The organism is Ferrovibrio sp. (genome assembly GCF_041906005.1).
Lineage (GTDB): Bacteria > Pseudomonadota > Alphaproteobacteria > Ferrovibrionales > Ferrovibrionaceae > Ferrovibrio.
In genome coordinates, this window is sequence record NZ_JAYRJY010000001.1 from 813707 (window position 1) to 829207 (window position 15501).

Sequence of the window (15501 nt, forward strand, 5' to 3'; positions counted from 1 at the left end):
TTCCCCTGTTTCTTATTCCGCTGCGGCGGGCTTGGCCGCTTTCTGCGCCGCGCGCAGGGCCTGGTTCAGGTCGTCGAGCAGGTCCTGCGGGTCTTCCAGGCCGATGGACAGCCGCACCAGTTCCTCGCCGATGCCGGCGGCCTTCAGTTCGGCCGCAGACATCTGCTGGTGCGTGGTGCTGGCCGGATGGATCACCAGCGACTTGGCATCGCCCACATTGGCGAGATGGGAAAAAATCTGCAGTGTCTCGATCAGCGCGCGGCCGGCTTCGCGCCCGCCTTTCACGCCGAAGCTGAAGATCGCGCCGGCGCCCTTGGGCAGCAGGCGCTTGGCCAGGTCGTGATCGGGATGTTCGGGCAGGTCGGGATACGACACCCACTCCACGGCGGGATGCGATTTCAGGAAGGCTGCCACCTTGCGCGCATTTTCCACATGGCGCGCCATGCGCAGATGCAGCGTCTCCACGCCCTGCAGCAGATGGAAGGCATTGGTGGGCGACAGGCAGGCACCGAAATCGCGCAGACCCTCGGCGCGCGCCCGCATGATGAAGGCGGCCGGGCCGAATTCCTCGGCGAAATCGAGGCCGTGATAACCCGCGTAAGGCTCGGTCAGCGTCGGGAACTTGCCCGAGGCTTCCCAGTCGAAGCGGCCGGAATCGATCAGCGCGCCACCGATGGCGACACCATGACCGCCGAGAAATTTGGTGGCCGAATGCATCACCAGGTCGGCACCATGTTCGAAGCCGCGGAACAGATAGGGCGTGGCGAAGGTGCAATCCAGCATCAGCGGCAGGCCGGCATCATGGGCGATCTTTGCCACCGCCGGTACATCCATCACCTCGAGGCCGGGATTGCCGAGAATCTCGCCGAAGACCAGCCGCGTTTCCGGCTTGATCGCGGCCTGCCAGGCCTTCAGGTCGCGCGGGTCGACGAAGGTGGTGGTGATGCCGAAGCGCGGCAGGGTGTGGACCAGGATGTTGTAGCTGCCGCCATAGATGTTGCGCGAGGCGACGATATGGCCGCCCTGGCCCATCAGGGTGACAATGGCCAGATGCAGGGCCGCCTGGCCACTGGCAGTGCACACCGCGCCGACGCCGCCTTCCAATGCCGCCAGACGTTCTTCCAGTACCGCCACCGTGGGATTGGAGATGCGCGAATAGATGTGGCCGCCGCGTTCCAGGTTGAACAGGGCCGCCGCATGGTCGGTATCGCGGAAGACATAGGATGTCGTCTGGTAGATCGGCACGGCGCGGGCGCCGGTGGCGGGATCGGGCTGCTGGCCGGCATGCAGACTGAGCGTGTCGAACCGGAAGAATTTCGGCTCCAGCATTGGTTCACTCCCTGACCGTTATCGGCGGCCAGCATAGGGAACCGCAGCGGCCATAAAAAGTGGGCCGCCTCTTCCTTGCGGAGGAGACGACCCGAAAATTTCTGCCTCAAACCTCGAAACTGCGGCGATTAATCCATGTCGCCCGAGTCCGAGTCAAGCAGATGTAACAAACTGTTTCAGCCACGCAAAAAACGGCCGCCGGACAGGCCGGCGGCCGAGGTCGGAAACCAACAGGGAGGAAACTATGACCGTGACCAACTGTAATCGCAGGATCAGCATGGCCGATCTCACTTAAGATTTCGTGAAACCTGCCCGATCCTGTATGGTCGCCGCTATGACAAAATCAGGGTCTATGTCACAAACTGGCGAAACAGGGCCGGATGCCGGCGAAACCGGCACCGTGCAGGACCGCCTGCTGGATGCCGCGCTGGTCTGCTTCCGGCGCATGGGCGGCAAACGCACCCGGATCGAGGATATCGCTGCGGAAGCCGGCCTCGCCCGCACCGCGGTCTACCGCTACTACCCCAACAAACGCGCCATCGTGGCCGCCATGGCCACCCGCTGGCTGGCGCAGGACGAGACCCGGCTGGCGGAGATCGCCCGCGACCATGGCCGCAGCCCGGCCACCCGGCTGCAGGCCTTCCTGCTGGCCGATGCCGATGCCACACGGCGTTATCTGGGTGATCCCTGTCTGGTCGAGGTCCTGGACGAGGTGATCGAGAACCTGAAAGCCATCCTGTTGCAGCATCGCGCCCATGTGCGCCGGCATCTGACCGGCCTGTTGGCCGAGGGCAGCGCCGCCGGGGTTTTCCGGGCCGACCCCGCCGATGCCATGGCGCAGACCATAGACGACCTGACCAGCCGCTTTCATGACCTGCGCCTGGCCGCCGACCTGGACAAGGCCATCTGGCGTGACCGGGCCACGACGGCCATCGAAACCGTGCTGCGGGCCATCCGCAGCCGGTAATGGGTTTGACATTTGACAATTTATGTCATATGTCAAATCCATGTCGCCGCTTCAAAAGACCATCATCCGCCGCTGCATGGCTCTCATGCTCGGCCTGTCCGCTGCCCTCGCGCGGCGCCCGGCTTTGCAGGCCGTGAGCATGTGCTGGTCACGCGCCCTGGCCGGCATCACCATCCGACGCAAAAAAATAACCCCGGTCCGGGATCTGGAGGCGCTGGCCCGCGCCTGGCAAAGCGGTTTCCCCACGGCCAAACAGGTGCCGGTCGAGAGGATCGCCGGAGACACCGTCCATGCCCGGATCGAAACGCCCTGCCCGCTGCGCGGCAGCGGAGCGACGGTGGCCTGCTGGCGCATGATGGAATATGACCGTGCGGTGGTTCGCGCGGCAGGCGGGCAGTTCGTGGTGCTGCAGAGCCAGGCCGAGCCGGGCGTCACAGTCTGTCGCATCGCCCTCCGGCATGCCGATGCGCCGGCGGATGATCTGGTCCCGGCGCATCGGCGGACTCCCGGCTAGGCCGCACGGCCCAAACTCCGTCGTGCGATAAGACGGTCGACAAGGTCATCGGCCGCTTGTTCTGCCTGGGCGATGGATGACATCAGCCGTTCATCGCCGAACTCGTCGTATTCAATCGCCACCGATGCGACATCAGTTATACCGATATAACCGAAAGCAGTGCGAATACTGCTTTCGACATGATTCATCGCCGCAATGCGGCCATCCGGGTCGTAGCCGTAATCGCCGCGCGAACTAAACAAAACCAGGGTTTTGGCCTGTTCCGCCAGCAATGGCCAGTAGGGCTCGCCCTGGCGTGCGCGGTCAAAGCCAAAGGTGCGGCCGACACGCACGATATTGTCGATATAGGCCTTGAATTGTGCGGGTGGCCCGAAATTGTACATCGGTACTCCTGCCACGATGAGGTCCGCAACCAGTACTTCATCGATCAGGCGATCGCTCGGCTTCAGTGCCTCGCGCATCCACGGTTCTCTTTTTTCAGGCGGGGTGAAAGCGGCATGAATCCAGTCAGCATTCACCGGCTGTGGCGGATCACGACCGATGTCGCGATGAATCACGGCATCATCCGGCCGCATGGCCCGCCAACGCGCCAGGAATCGGGCAGTGAGCCGCCGGGTATGCGAACCATGGCGATGGGTCGCTGAGCTGAAGGGCCGGGCGCTGGCGTCAAGCAATAGCAGGGTGGTCACGGACACTCTCCTTGAAGATGAATGAAATAATCTCTTCTATGAGACCCCGATGGATATAATTTTCCATTTCTCCATCAGCAAATTCGAATTGCTCACCACAATAGATGATTTAAAATCATCTTATGCCAGCCCGTCACCTGCCTCCCCTCGGCACCCTGCGCGCCTTCGAAGCGGCAGCCCGGCACCGCAGTTTTAAAGCCGCCGCCACGGAACTGGCGGTGACGCCGACTGCAATCAGCCATCAGATCCGCCAGTTGGAACTCACGCTTGGTATCAGGCTGTTTGAACGGCAGACCCGCAGAGTCAGCCTCACGGATGCTGGTGAATATCTGTTTCCGGTTATTCGCGATGGGCTGGACAACTTCGCCGTTGCACTCGACAGGCTGACGGCGCGACAGCGCCATAGCAGCCTGACCCTATCGGCCACTCCCGCCTTTGTTGCCAAATGGCTGATCCCGCGGCTGAGCACCTGGGATGCCCATCACAAACAAATCGATCTACGGCTGCATGCCTCGGAAGAAGCGATCGACTTTGCATCTGGCGTCGCCGATATCGCCATCCGTTTTGGTCGCGCCCCCTATCCTGGTTTGCACAGCGAATTGCTGTTGACCTGTAATTTTGCCCCGGTGGCCGCCCCGCAACTAAAATTGCGACGCGCGGAAGATTTAAAGCGGCAGACCTTGCTGCATTTCCAATGGCATCGGTCACGCCGCGACACGCCGACCTGGCGCCTGTGGGCAACCCAGGCGGGCCTATCCGATCTTGATACGTCAAAAGGCGTTCGATTCAGCGACGAGGCACACGCGATCCAAGCCGCCATCGCTGGCCAGGGCGTGGCCTTACTCAGCCTGCCTTTGGTTGCCGCCGAATTGTCTAGCGGGGCGCTGGTCCAGCCGTTTGGTCCGATACTTACGGCAGACAGCTACCATCTGGTACTGCCGCCGGAGCAACTAGAACGACCTGAAATCATTGCCCTGCGCGACTGGCTGCATTCAGTCGTCTAGCAATTCAGGCATTATTTCTTGAAAAACGTATCGGCGGCGCCCCGCGCGGCCTGCTTCTGTTTGATCACAGCGCGGATCGCGACGATTTCGTTTTCCAGCAATTCAATCCGCGCCTCGAGATCCTCGATCGACATCACGTCGAATTTCACCGGCTGCGGCTTGCGTGATTCCGCCTCGTCCCAGTCCATGCCGCCCTCCCGTCTCGCTGCCTGTCTCGCTGGGCCGCCATCCTAACCGCAGGCCCCGGACGGAACAATTTGCTTTTGCCTGTGCTTGCCGATGCGGGAACAGACGGCTAGATCAGCAGGACCATTCATGCCTTGAGGGATATCCGATGCTGCCGCAGACCATGACCGTGATCGAGATCAGCCAGCCCGGCGGCCCCGAGGTGCTGAAGCCGGCCGAGCGGCCGCTGCCGCAGCCGGCCGAAGGCGAGGTGCTGATCAAGGTGCATGCTGCCGGCGTGAACCGTCCCGACGTGCTGCAGCGCGCCGGCATGTATCCGCCACCGCCCGGCGCGCCGGATTATCCCGGCCTGGAAGTGGCCGGCGAGATCGTGGCGCTGGGCAAGGATGCTGGCCGCTGGAAGACCGGCGACAAGGTCTGCGCCCTGGTGGCCGGCGGCGGCTATGCCACCTATTGCGTGGCACCGGCCGAGCAATGCCTGCCGGTGCCGCAGGGCCTGGACATGGCGGAAGCCGCCGCCCTGCCGGAGAACTGGTTCACCGTGTGGACCAACATCGCCGACCGCGGCGCGCTGAAAGCCGGCGAAAGCATCCTGATCCATGGCGGCGCCTCGGGCATCGGCGTGGCCGCCATCCAGCTGGCCAAGCTGCTGGGCGCCGGAAAGGTCTACGCCACCGCCGGCACCGAGGAAAAATGCCGCTTCTGCGAAAGCATCGGCGCGACCAAGGCAATCAACTACAAGACCGAGGATTTCGCCGCCCGCATCCAGGAGCTGACCGGCGGCAAGGGCGTCGATGTGATCCTCGACATGGTTGGCGGCAAGTATTTCACGCCCAACGTGAAAAGCCTGGCCGAGGATGGCCGGCTGGTGATCATCGCCGTGCAGGGCGGCCCGAAAGGCGAGGGCGACCTGAGCGTGGTGATGCGCAAGCGCCTGACCGTGACCGGCTCGACCCTGCGGCCCCGTCCGGTAGCCTTCAAGGGAGCGATCGCCCGGGCCCTGGAGGAGAAAGTCTGGCCGGCATTCGCCCGTGGCGAGCTGAAAGCCATCATAGACTCCCGTTTTCCGTTCACCGAGGCCGCTGCCGCCCATGCCCGGATCGACCACGCCGACCATGTTGGCAAGATACTGCTAACCGTTTGAAGAAAAACCAATAACTGTTCAAAGCCGGGGTGGTTGCGCCGGAGGGCCGATCCACTATATTGTCGCGCGATTTTATCTGAGCCCCGCGGGCGGCCCCTGAAGCCGGCCGGCCGCAATAAGAGGATATTGCCCATGGCATTGCCGTTGATGCCGAAAGCTACCGCCGTGTGGCTGATCGACAATACCAAGCTGACCTTCGACCAGATCGCCCGGTTCTGCGGCCTGCATGTGCTCGAGGTGAAGGGCATCGCCGATGGTGAAGTGGCGGTTGGCATCGTCGGACTCGATCCGGTGGCCAATGGCCAGATCGCGCCGGGCGAGATCGAACGCTGCGAAAAGGATCCCGCCGCCGATCTCAAGCTGCTTGAGCCGACCGTGCCGGTGCAGCGCCAGAAAACCAAGGGCGCGAAATACACGCCGCTGTCCAAGCGCCAGGATCGTCCCGATGCCATTGCCTGGCTGCTGAAGTACCATCCGGAAGTGCCGGATGCGCAGGTGCAGAAGCTGCTCGGCACCACCAAGGCCACGATCGATTCCGTGCGCAACCGCACGCATTGGAACCACGTCAACATCAAGCCGCGCGATCCCGTCTCGCTCGGCATCTGCAGCCAGTCCGAACTCGACCGCGTCCTGATCCTTGCCGCCAAGCGCCGCGAGAACAAGGAGAAGCGCGAGGCGCGGGAAGCCCGCGCCCGTGCGCGCGCCGAAGCCGCCACCACGGCCGAGGGGCAGCCCGACATGCCGGCGGACGCCGCGCCCGATACCGCGCTGCCGGACGAAGAATAAGATACCTGCATATCGGCTTCACGCGCCGCCGGTTTCACCACCGGCGGCGTTCGTGTTTTTGAACCAATCCACAATTTGCCCGCCCTGATTTGCAACCGCATTGCCGGATCGACAATCGTGTAGCGTGCTGCCCGCGCGGGATCGGCATGGCGAAGCCATGTCGCCATGTTATCAGGTCATTCTCTCGCATTGCGCCAAACCGCTTAATCGCAAGGCAAAGACGCATCTTTGCAGTCCGGCAATGCAAGAAAGTCTAGGCACTGCAACTCGTTTCCGCTATAGGCTGGTCGGAACCAGCCGGATCAACGACCATCAATTGGCACCGGCGTAACCAGTGTCGGGGCATTTCTAACGCATGCTTGTTTTCATCATCCGACGACTGATGCAGGCCGCCCTCGTGGTGGCTGTCATGTCGGTGCTGGTCTTTGTCGGCATCTACATGATCGGCGATCCGCTGGCCATCCTGGTCAGCCCTGAAGCCACCGAGCTGGATCGCGAGGCCATCGCCCGCTCGCTTGGTCTCGACCGCCCGATGTGGGAGCAGTATTTCGCTTTTGTCGGCTCGGCCCTGCAGGGCGATTTCGGCAAATCCTTCGTCTTCGGCCAGCCCGCCATCGGCCTGATCCTCGAACGCATGCCAGCAACGCTGGAACTGGCGATCATCGCCACCTTCTTTTCAGTACTGATCGGTGTGCCGCTGGGTCTTTATGCCGGCCTGCGTCACGAGACCGTCGCCGCCCGCACCATCATGGCCGGTTCGGTACTGGGTTTCAGCCTGCCGAATTTCTGGGTCGGCCTGATGCTGATCATGGTGTTCGCCGTGCAGCTCGGCTGGCTGCCCGCATCCGGCCGCGGACCCACCGTGGACGTGTTCGGCATCCATCTCAGCTTCCTCACGCTTGAAGGCTGGAAGTACCTGGCCCTGCCGGCGCTCACGCTCGGCCTGTCGAAATGCGCCCTGATCGTGCGCCTGGCCCGCGCCACCGCGCGTGAAGTGATGCTGATGGATTTCGTGAAATTCGCCCGCGCCAAGGGCCTGAACGAAAAGCGCGTGATCGGCGTGCATATCCTGAAGAATATCATGGTGCCGATCACCACCGTCACCGGCCTGGAGCTTGGCACCCTGATCGCCTTTGCCGTGATCACCGAAACGATCTTCTCCTGGCCCGGCATGGGCAAGCTGCTGATCGATTCCATCGTGCATCTCGACCGCCCGGTGGTGGTCGCCTATCTGATCGTCGTCGTTCTGCTGCTGGTGCTGATCAGCCTGATTGTCGACATCCTCTATTCGGTGCTCGATCCGCGCGTGCGGCTCGGCGACGCGAAGTAACGGGAGCGCCGCATCATGACCGACGCAACCCTGCCCGTCGCCGAACTGGCCAAGACGGAATCGCCGTGGAAACGGATTGCCGCCGAGTTTGCCGAGAGCAAGCTGGCCCTGTTTGGCCTGGTGATCCTGGTATTGCTGCTGGTCGCCGCCCTGCTGGCGCCCTGGCTGTCGCCGCAGGACCCATACAATCTCGCCGGACTCGATATCCTCGACGCCCGCCAGCCTCCTGGCGAAATCTCGGGCGAAGGCATTCCCTTCCTGCTCGGCAGCGACGGCCAGGGTCGCGACATGCTCAGCGCCATGCTCTACGGCCTGCGCATCAGCCTGGTGGTCGGCGTCGTCTCGGTGGTCGCCTCGCTGGCGATCGGCGCGGTGGCCGGCATGGCGGCCGCCTATTTCGGCGGCAAAGTCGACGCGCTGATCATGCGTATCGTCGACATCCAGCTCTCCTTCCCGGCCATCCTGGTCGCCCTGATCCTGCTGGCCGTGCTGGGCAACGGCATGGACAAGGTGATCATTGCCCTGATCGCCGTGCAGTGGGCCTATTTCGCCCGTTCGGCCCATGGCGCGGCGCTGGTCGAACGCAACAAGGAATATGTCGAGGCGGCCCGCTGCCTCGGCCTCAGCCGCACCCGCATGCTGCTGCGTCACCTGCTGCCCAACTGCATGCCGCCGCTGATCGTGATCGCCACCATCAATATCGCCCGCGCCATCACGCTGGAAGCCACGCTCAGCTTCCTCGGTCTCGGCGTACCGGTCACCGAACCCTCGCTCGGCATGCTGATCTCGAACGGTTTTGACTACCTGCTCAGCGGCGTCTACTGGATTTCGCTGTTCCCTGGCCTGCTGCTCACCATCGTCATCATCGCGATCAATCTGGTTGGCGACCAGTTGCGCGACGTGCTCAACCCCCGTCTCAAGCGCTAAAGCCCCATGGTCGCGACGCTCCAGGTCGAGAATCTCGAAACCCATTTCCCTAGCCGCGACGGCATCGTGCGCGCCGTCGACGGCGTCAGCTTTGCCATCGAGCCCGGCGAAATCCTTGGTCTGGTCGGCGAGTCCGGCTCGGGCAAGTCGATCACCGGCTTCTCCATTCTGGGCCTGATCGATCCGCCCGGCCACATCGCCGCCGGCAGCATCAGGTTCAAGGGCGAGGAACTGACCACGGCCAGCCCGGAACGCCTGCGCCAGTTGCGCGGCGCGCGCATCGCCATGATCTTCCAGGATCCGATGATGACGCTGAACCCGGTTCTGCGCATCGATACCCAGATGATCGAAACCGTGCAGGCGCATGAGAAGGTGAGCGAGGCCGCCGCCCGGGCCCGTTGCGTCGAGACCCTGAAGGCCGTCGGCATCGCCGCGCCGGAAGAACGCCTGAAATCCTATCCGCACCAGTTTTCAGGCGGCATGCGCCAGCGCATCGCCATTGCCACGGCCCTGCTGCACAAACCCGATCTGATCATCGCCGACGAGCCGACCACGGCGCTCGACGTGACCATCCAGGGCCAGATCCTGTACGAGATGCGCAAACTCTGCCGGGATACCGGCACATCCCTGGTCTGGATCACCCATGATCTTTCGGTCGTGGCCGGCTTGGCCGACCGCATCATGGTGATGTATGCCGGCCGGATCGTGGAGACCGGCCCGATCGCAACGGTGATCGAGCGGCCGCAGCATCCCTATACCCGTGGCCTGATCGGCTCGGTGCCCGGCGCCCTGCCGCGCGGCAAGCGGCTGTTCCAGATTCCGGGCATGACGCCAGCTCTGGTCAACCTGCCGCCGGGCTGCCGTTTCAAGAACCGTTGTGCCCGCGCCGACGCCGCCTGCGATGCCATGCCCGACCTGGCCGAATTGCAGCCCGGCCATGGCGTGCGCTGCCATCACCCGTTCGGCGCCGAGCCGCTGACCCTCGCCGAGGCCCGGTCATGACCGCTTTTCTCGAACTGAAGGACATTTCCAAGCGTTTCGTCTGGCGCCTGGATATCGCCTCGAAGATCGCCAACCTGTTCGGCGCCGGCCTGAAGGAACGTGCCGTCCATGCGGTGAACCATGTCGATCTCGCCATCCAGGAAGGCGAAGTGGTGGGCCTGGTGGGCGAGTCCGGCTGTGGCAAGTCGACCCTGGGCCGGATCGTGGCCGGCATCATGAATGCCAGTGGCGGCACCATCAGTTTCCGCGGCAAGGCCCTGGCCGAGATGAACCCGGCCGAGCAGCGCGACTACAAGCTGGCCGTGCAGATGATCTTCCAGGATCCGTATGCCTCGCTGAACCCGCGCATGCGCGTGGAAGACATCATCGGCGAGGCGCCGGTGGCCCATGGCTTGATCAAGCGCAGCCAGATGGGCTCCTATGTCGAGCAGGTCATGGCCCAGGTCGGCCTCGATCCGCGTTATCGCCGCCGCTATCCGCACCAGTTCTCCGGCGGCCAGCGCCAGCGCATCGGCATCGCCCGCGCCCTCGCGGTGAAACCGCGCTTCATCGTCTGCGACGAGGCGGTGGCGGCACTCGACGTCTCGATCCAGGCCCAGGTGCTGAACCTGTTCATGGACCTGCGCGAGCAGCTCGGCCTGACCTATCTATTCATCAGCCACAACCTCTCGGTCGTGGAGCACATCTCCGATCGCGTGGTGATCATGTATCTGGGTCGCGTGGTGGAAAGCGCCCCGACCGAAGAACTGTTCGCCAGCCCGAACCATCCCTATACCCAGGCCCTGCTGGCCGAGGCGCCGAAGCTGGTCGCCACGCGGCGGGATTACACGCCAATCAAGGGCGAGATCCCCTCGCCGCTGAACCCGCCGCCGGGCTGTCACTTCCATCCGCGCTGCCCCAGGGCTTTCGCGCGCTGCAAGGCCGAAGCGCCGGCGCTGAAGGAAATCGCGCCGGGCCGCCTGTCGGCCTGCCACCTGAACGACGCGGCCTGAAAGACGCGGCCCGTCAGGCCGCGCGTTTGACCCGGAACCAGGCGGCGTAAAGCGCCGGCAGGAACAGCACGGTCAGCAGTGTCGCCACCAGCAAGCCGCCGATGATGGTGAATGCCATCGGCCCCCAGAAATTGCTGGTGGACAGCGGGATCATGCCGAGGATGGCGGCCAGCGCCGTCAGGATGATCGGGCGGAACCGGCGCAAGGTGGCGTTCACGATGGCATCCCAGGGCTGTTCGCCATGCCCGATATCCTGTTCGATCTGGTCGACCAGAATCACCGAGTTGCGCATGATCATCCCGGCGAGCGCGATGGCCCCCAGCATGGCGACGAAGCCAAAGGGCACGTGGAAGAGCAGAAGACCCAGCGTCACGCCGATCAGGCCCAGCGGCGCGGTCAGCAGTACCAGCAGCATGCGCGACACCGATTGCAGCTGGACCATCAGCAGCGTGACCATGATCCCGATCATCACCGGCACCACGGCGCCGATCGAGGCATTGGCCTTGGCGCTTTCCTCGATCGCGCCACCCATCACGATACGATAATTCGGCGGCAGCTGCTTGCGCAGGGCATCCAGCTTCGGCTGGATCTGCATCGACACCACCGGAGCCTGGATGCCATCGATGATATCGGCGCGCACCGTGATCACCGGCTGGCGGTCGCGCCGCCAGATGATGCCCTCCTCCAGGCCATAGCTGACCTCAGCCACCTGGCTGAGCGGAACCGGACGGCTGCTGCCGGAGCCGGCCACGTTGATATCCTTCAGCCCATTCAGGCTCAGACGTTCGCTAGCCTCGGCACGGGCCACCACATCGATCAGTTCGCGGCCCTCGCGGTATTGCGTGACCGTGATACCCGAGACGATGGAGTTGAGCGTGACCGCCAGGTCCTGCGAGGAGATGCCGAGCAACCGCGCCTTGGCCTGGTCCACATCCAGCTTCACCACCTTGCTCAGCTCGTTCCAATCCAGGTTGACGTCGCGCGTATTCGGATTGGCGCGCATCACGTCGGCGACCTGGAAGGCGATGCGGCGCACCTGCAGCGGGTCGGGACCGCTGACCCGGAACTGCACCGGGAAGCCCACCGGGGGGCCGTTTTCCAGCCGGTTGACGCGCCCGCGCAGCAACACGAAATCCTCCTGGAACGCCTTGATCAGGCGGTCGCGCACCCGCTCCCGCTCCGGATCGCCGCCGGTCAGCACCACGACCTGGGCGAAATTGTCGTTGGGCAACTGGATATCGAGCGGCAGATAAAAGCGCGGCGAACCGCTGCCGACATAGGTGGCGTAATTCACGATATCGGGATCGTTCTTCAGCAGCGCTTCCAGTTTCAGGGCTTCGGCTTCGGTGGCTTCGATCGACGCGCCCTGCGGCAGTCGCAGATCGACCATCAGCTCCGGCCGGTTCGAGGCCGGAAAGAACTGCTGCTGCACCAAGCCAAATCCCAGCACGCTCAACACGAAGATGCCGATGGTGGAGCCGATCACGATCCAGCGCCGGCGCACGCACCACTCCACCACGGGGCGGACATAACGATAGATGCCGCGCTGATAGATCTCGTCACCATGCTCATGGCCCTGCTTGGGCGCGGGTAACAGCTTGTAGCCGATAAACGGCGTGAAGATCACCGCCACCACCCATGAAACCAGCAGGGAGATGGTGACCACGGCGAAGATCGAGAACGTGTATTCACCGGCCGAGGATTTGGCGAATCCGACCGGCACGAAGCCCGCGGCCGTGATCAGCGTGCCGGTCAGCATCGGGAAGGCCGTGGAGGTATAAGCAAAGCTGGCGGCCCGGAAACGGTCGAAGCCCTGCTCCATCTTCACCTGCATCATTTCCACCGCGATGATCGCGTCATCCACCAGCAGGCCCAGCGATATGATCAGCGCGCCCAGCGAGATGCGGTGGAAATCGATGCCGAAAATCTGCATGCACACGAAAGTGATAGCCAGCACCAGCGGGATACACAGCATCACCACCACGCCGCTGCGCAGGCCGAGGCTGAGAAAACTGACGGCCAGAACGATGACCACCGCCTCGAGCAACACCTGCATGAATTCGGAGATCGAGCGCTGCACCACCGTCGGCTGGTCGGCTACCTTCTTCACCTCGATGCCGATCGGCATGTCGGCCTTCAGCCGCGCCATGGTGGCATCCAGCGCCTTGCCCAGCTCGATCATGTTGCCGCCCTTGGCCATCGAAATGGCGAGACCGATGGAATCTTCGCCATTGAAGCGCAGCCGCGGACTGGGCGGATCGGCATAGTCGCGGCGAATATCCGCAATGTCGCCCAGCCTGATCAGGCGGCCGTTGGCCTCGATCGACAATTCCTGCAGGGCCCGGGCAGTTTCGATATCGCCGCTGACCCGCGTGGCAATGCGGTCGGACGAGGTCTGGATCACGCCAGACGCCGTCTGGTCGTTCTGCTGCTGGATGACCTCGATGATCTGCTGCGGATTCAGGCCCAGATTGGCCAGCTTCTTGTTCGAGAACTCGATGTAGATCCGTTCCGGCTGCACGCCCAGCAGGTCGGCCTTGCCCACACTCCGGATGCGCAGCAGCTCTTCGCGCACATCTTCCACGTAATCCTTCAGCTCGCGATGCGTGAAGCCATCGGCGGTGAAAGCGTAGATGGTGCCGAAGGTGTCGCCGAATTCGTCGTTGAAGAACGGTCCCTGCACGCCCTGCGGCAGGGTCTGGCGCATGTCGCCCACCTTTTTGCGCACCTGGTACCAGATATCCGAGACCTGCTTGGGCGGCGTGTCGTCACGCAGCATCACATAAACGGTGGACTCGGCGGGCTTGGAATAGCTGCGGACGTTGTCGAGGTAGGGCGTCTCCTGCAGTTTTTTCTCGATCTTGTCAGTGACCTGCTGCTCCACCTCTCGTGCGGTGGCACCCGGCCAGTTGGTCCGCACGATCATCATCTTGAAGGTGAAATCCGGATCTTCCGCACGGCCGAGCTGCACATAGGACAGCGCACCGGCCGCCAGCAGCAACACGATCAGGAAACCGATCAGGGAAGGATGGCGCAGGGCCCAGGCCGACAGGTTGAACCGGTCGGCGCCGTCACCGGCGGGGAACGAATTGCTCACGGCTTGCCTCCGGCCACTTCCGGCAACAGGCGCACGGTCTGGCCCGGGATCAGCTTATGCACTCCCGCCGTCACCACCTTTTCACCCTGTTTCAGGCCATCGGCAATCAGGACGGCTTTCTCGATATAGGCTGCCACCTGCACGGGGCGCAGCTCGACCTTGCCTTCGCCATCGGTTCCGCTGAACACCCAGACGGCCGGCTTGTCGTCCTTCTGATACAGGGCCGCCAGCGGCAGGGCGATCACGTTGGCATCGCTGCGCCGCAGAATGGTGACGCTGGCCGTCATGCCCAGCCGCATGCTGGCGGGCGCGTTCTGCACGCTGACCTTCACGGCATAGGTGCGGGTCGCCGGATCGGCGCCCGGCGCGATCTCGCGCACCACGCCGCTATATTCCGTTTCCGGCTGGGCCCACAGGCTGATGGCGATGCCGGTGGCGTTACGCAATTCGTCGAGGCGGTTTTCCGCCACGTTGAACACGACTTCCTTCTCTTCCGGGCGCGCCAGCTTCATCACCGTCTGGCCCGACGCCACCACCTGCCCGGCTTCGGCGCTGATCGCGGTGATCACGCCATCGGCATCGGCATGCAGCTCGGTATAATCCATCTGGTTCTGCGCCACGCGCAGTTGCGAACGCACGCTTTCCAGCTGGGCCTCGGCGGTATTGTAGGTGTTCTGGCGGCGATCCAGCTCGGCCTGGCTCACCACCTTGCTCTCGAACAGCTTGCGATAGCGGTTCAGCTCGGTCTGCGCCTGGTTGAAATTGGCCTGGGCCGCGTTGAGCTGCGCCCGCGCGTTCTGGATCTGCAGCCGGGTATCGTCGGGATCGAGACGGCCCAGCAAGGCGCCCTTCTTCACTTCCGAACCGATCTCGACATAGCGGGCAACAAGCTTGCCGCCGATGCGGAAGGCCAGGTTGGTTTCGTAGCGGGCGCGAACCTCGCCGGTATAGCTGGAGCGGCTTTCGAAAGCCTGCGGCGTGACGGTGGCGACGCGCACCGGCCGGACCGGCTCGGGTGGCGGGGCCGGACGATCACAGGCCGCCACAACCACAACAAGGGCAGCCGCCAGGGCCGCCCTGCTGAACGTCTCACGCATCGCAAACATCGCCGTCTCTCCTGTCGGACGGCCGCGCGGGAGCGCATTGCTACGGAATGTTACTGACGTCCCCCGACGTGCCGCACGCTACTCTTCTTGCTTCCCTGCCGAATTCGCCGCTCTGCTGGCGGTTTCCTCCGGCTGCAGCCTGCCCTGCCGCGCCTGTTCCAGGACCCAGACCCGGATGGCACTCGACAGGTTGCCCGTGCGTGCAGCGTCGATGTCACTGACCATCTGGTTGATGGTCTTGTCTTGTTGGGCGGCCAGAGTCTGCAGCGCGCCCCAGAACGCTTGCTCCAGGGAAATGCTGGTCCGGTGGCCACCAACCACAACGGAACGCTTTTTAACCGTTGTAGGCATCGTCACCCTGCCCGGCCGGGCGGCCGCGACAGAGGCTGCTTAGCATTCGCGGATTTCCGCGCCAAGACAGCCTCCCT

Annotated in this window: 15 protein-coding genes; 9 read left to right on the top strand and 6 right to left on the bottom strand. The window is 63.6% G+C overall.

Annotated features, from left to right (window positions below):
* Window positions 1–12: 12 nt before the first annotated feature.
* Window positions 13–1329 (bottom strand): O-acetylhomoserine aminocarboxypropyltransferase, encoded by a 1317-nt coding sequence (locus ACE3OO_RS04025; RefSeq protein ID WP_374299972.1) that lies wholly within the window; start codon window positions 1327–1329, stop codon window positions 13–15.
* Between the two features lie 352 nt (window positions 1330–1681).
* Here ACE3OO_RS04025 and ACE3OO_RS04030 point away from each other — a divergent pair, with 352 nt between their 5' ends.
* Together ACE3OO_RS04030 and ACE3OO_RS04035 are read left to right on the top strand one after the other, a co-directional pair.
* A complete protein-coding gene (locus tag ACE3OO_RS04030) occupies window positions 1682–2296 on the top strand; it encodes a TetR/AcrR family transcriptional regulator (RefSeq protein ID WP_374299974.1) in 615 nt (204 codons plus the stop codon).
* Between the two features lie 85 nt (window positions 2297–2381).
* Entirely contained in the window at window positions 2382–2810 is a 429-nt protein-coding gene (locus tag ACE3OO_RS04035) for a hypothetical protein (protein ID WP_374299976.1), read from the top strand.
* Here the strand turns inward: ACE3OO_RS04035 and ACE3OO_RS04040 are convergent.
* Window positions 2807–3499 carry an FMN-dependent NADH-azoreductase gene (locus ACE3OO_RS04040; protein WP_374299979.1) on the bottom strand — a complete coding sequence of 231 codons (693 nt, stop codon included), beginning with the start codon at window positions 3497–3499 and terminating at the stop codon, window positions 2807–2809. The two genes, ACE3OO_RS04035 and ACE3OO_RS04040, sit on opposite strands and share 4 nt — an antisense overlap.
* A gap of 122 nt (window positions 3500–3621) precedes the next feature.
* Between ACE3OO_RS04040 and gcvA the strand changes: the two genes are divergently transcribed.
* Window positions 3622–4503, top strand: coding sequence for a transcriptional regulator GcvA (gene gcvA / locus ACE3OO_RS04045; RefSeq protein ID WP_374299980.1), 882 nt, complete (start codon window positions 3622–3624; stop codon window positions 4501–4503).
* An 11-nt stretch (window positions 4504–4514) separates the two neighbouring features.
* Here gcvA and ACE3OO_RS04050 read toward each other — a convergent pair whose 3' ends face one another.
* Window positions 4515–4691: a DUF1192 family protein gene (locus ACE3OO_RS04050; RefSeq protein ID WP_374299981.1), complete on the bottom strand. Its 177-nt coding sequence runs from the start codon at window positions 4689–4691 to the stop codon at window positions 4515–4517.
* 146 nt (window positions 4692–4837) lie between these two features.
* Here ACE3OO_RS04050 and ACE3OO_RS04055 point away from each other — a divergent pair, with 146 nt between their 5' ends.
* The 6 genes from ACE3OO_RS04055 (at window position 4838) to ACE3OO_RS04080 (ending at window position 10870) form a co-directional block, all read left to right on the top strand.
* Complete coding sequence (locus tag ACE3OO_RS04055) at window positions 4838–5833, top strand: NAD(P)H-quinone oxidoreductase (RefSeq protein WP_374299983.1); 996 nt, start codon at window positions 4838–4840, stop codon at window positions 5831–5833.
* 132 nt (window positions 5834–5965) lie between these two features.
* Window positions 5966–6619 carry a DUF1013 domain-containing protein gene (locus ACE3OO_RS04060; RefSeq protein WP_374299985.1) on the top strand — a complete coding sequence of 218 codons (654 nt, stop codon included), beginning with the start codon at window positions 5966–5968 and terminating at the stop codon, window positions 6617–6619.
* A 355-nt stretch (window positions 6620–6974) separates the two neighbouring features.
* Window positions 6975–7949 carry an ABC transporter permease gene (locus ACE3OO_RS04065; protein WP_374299988.1) on the top strand — a complete coding sequence of 325 codons (975 nt, stop codon included), beginning with the start codon at window positions 6975–6977 and terminating at the stop codon, window positions 7947–7949.
* 15 nt (window positions 7950–7964) lie between these two features.
* A complete protein-coding gene (locus ACE3OO_RS04070; protein WP_374299989.1) occupies window positions 7965–8876 on the top strand; it encodes an ABC transporter permease in 912 nt (303 codons plus the stop codon).
* 6 nt (window positions 8877–8882) lie between these two features.
* Window positions 8883–9878, top strand: coding sequence for an ABC transporter ATP-binding protein (locus ACE3OO_RS04075; RefSeq protein WP_374299991.1), 996 nt, complete (start codon window positions 8883–8885; stop codon window positions 9876–9878).
* On the top strand, window positions 9875–10870 hold the full coding sequence (locus tag ACE3OO_RS04080; protein WP_374299993.1) for an ABC transporter ATP-binding protein: 996 nt from the start codon (window positions 9875–9877) through the stop codon (window positions 10868–10870). The genes ACE3OO_RS04075 and ACE3OO_RS04080 overlap by 4 nt, the downstream gene beginning before the upstream one ends.
* Window positions 10871–10883: 13 nt before the next feature.
* Here the strand turns inward: ACE3OO_RS04080 and ACE3OO_RS04085 are convergent, their stop codons facing one another.
* The 3 genes from ACE3OO_RS04085 to ACE3OO_RS04095 form a co-directional block, all read right to left on the bottom strand.
* Window positions 10884–13967 carry an efflux RND transporter permease subunit gene (locus ACE3OO_RS04085; protein WP_374299996.1) on the bottom strand — a complete coding sequence of 1028 codons (3084 nt, stop codon included), beginning with the start codon at window positions 13965–13967 and terminating at the stop codon, window positions 10884–10886.
* The gene (locus tag ACE3OO_RS04090) at window positions 13964–15073 is read right to left on the bottom strand and encodes an efflux RND transporter periplasmic adaptor subunit (RefSeq protein ID WP_374299998.1); all 1110 of its coding nucleotides are present in this window, start codon (window positions 15071–15073) and stop codon (window positions 13964–13966) included. The genes ACE3OO_RS04085 and ACE3OO_RS04090 overlap by 4 nt, the downstream gene beginning before the upstream one ends.
* A 78-nt stretch (window positions 15074–15151) precedes the next feature.
* The gene (locus tag ACE3OO_RS04095) at window positions 15152–15424 is read right to left on the bottom strand and encodes a ribbon-helix-helix domain-containing protein (protein ID WP_374300000.1); all 273 of its coding nucleotides are present in this window, start codon (window positions 15422–15424) and stop codon (window positions 15152–15154) included.
* Between the last annotated feature and the right edge of the window lie 77 nt (window positions 15425–15501).

What these genes read in the sequence shown, in the direction of transcription:
- ACE3OO_RS04025 (WP_374299972.1), bottom strand. Translation starts at nt 1,329, where the DNA reads ATGCTGGAGCCGAAATTCTTCCGGTTCGACACGCTCAGTCTGCATGCC.
- ACE3OO_RS04030 (WP_374299974.1), top strand. Translation starts at nt 1,682, where the DNA reads ATGTCACAAACTGGCGAAACAGGGCCGGATGCCGGCGAAACCGGCACC.
- ACE3OO_RS04035 (WP_374299976.1), top strand. Translation starts at nt 2,382, where the DNA reads ATGCTCGGCCTGTCCGCTGCCCTCGCGCGGCGCCCGGCTTTGCAGGCC.
- gcvA (WP_374299980.1), top strand. Translation starts at nt 3,622, where the DNA reads ATGCCAGCCCGTCACCTGCCTCCCCTCGGCACCCTGCGCGCCTTCGAA.
- ACE3OO_RS04050 (WP_374299981.1), bottom strand. Translation starts at nt 4,691, where the DNA reads ATGGACTGGGACGAGGCGGAATCACGCAAGCCGCAGCCGGTGAAATTC.
- ACE3OO_RS04055 (WP_374299983.1), top strand. Translation starts at nt 4,838, where the DNA reads ATGCTGCCGCAGACCATGACCGTGATCGAGATCAGCCAGCCCGGCGGC.
- ACE3OO_RS04060 (WP_374299985.1), top strand. Translation starts at nt 5,966, where the DNA reads ATGGCATTGCCGTTGATGCCGAAAGCTACCGCCGTGTGGCTGATCGAC.
- ACE3OO_RS04065 (WP_374299988.1), top strand. Translation starts at nt 6,975, where the DNA reads ATGCTTGTTTTCATCATCCGACGACTGATGCAGGCCGCCCTCGTGGTG.
- ACE3OO_RS04070 (WP_374299989.1), top strand. Translation starts at nt 7,965, where the DNA reads ATGACCGACGCAACCCTGCCCGTCGCCGAACTGGCCAAGACGGAATCG.
- ACE3OO_RS04075 (WP_374299991.1), top strand. Translation starts at nt 8,883, where the DNA reads ATGGTCGCGACGCTCCAGGTCGAGAATCTCGAAACCCATTTCCCTAGC.
- ACE3OO_RS04080 (WP_374299993.1), top strand. Translation starts at nt 9,875, where the DNA reads ATGACCGCTTTTCTCGAACTGAAGGACATTTCCAAGCGTTTCGTCTGG.
- ACE3OO_RS04090 (WP_374299998.1), bottom strand. Translation starts at nt 15,073, where the DNA reads ATGTTTGCGATGCGTGAGACGTTCAGCAGGGCGGCCCTGGCGGCTGCC.
- ACE3OO_RS04095 (WP_374300000.1), bottom strand. Translation starts at nt 15,424, where the DNA reads ATGCCTACAACGGTTAAAAAGCGTTCCGTTGTGGTTGGTGGCCACCGG.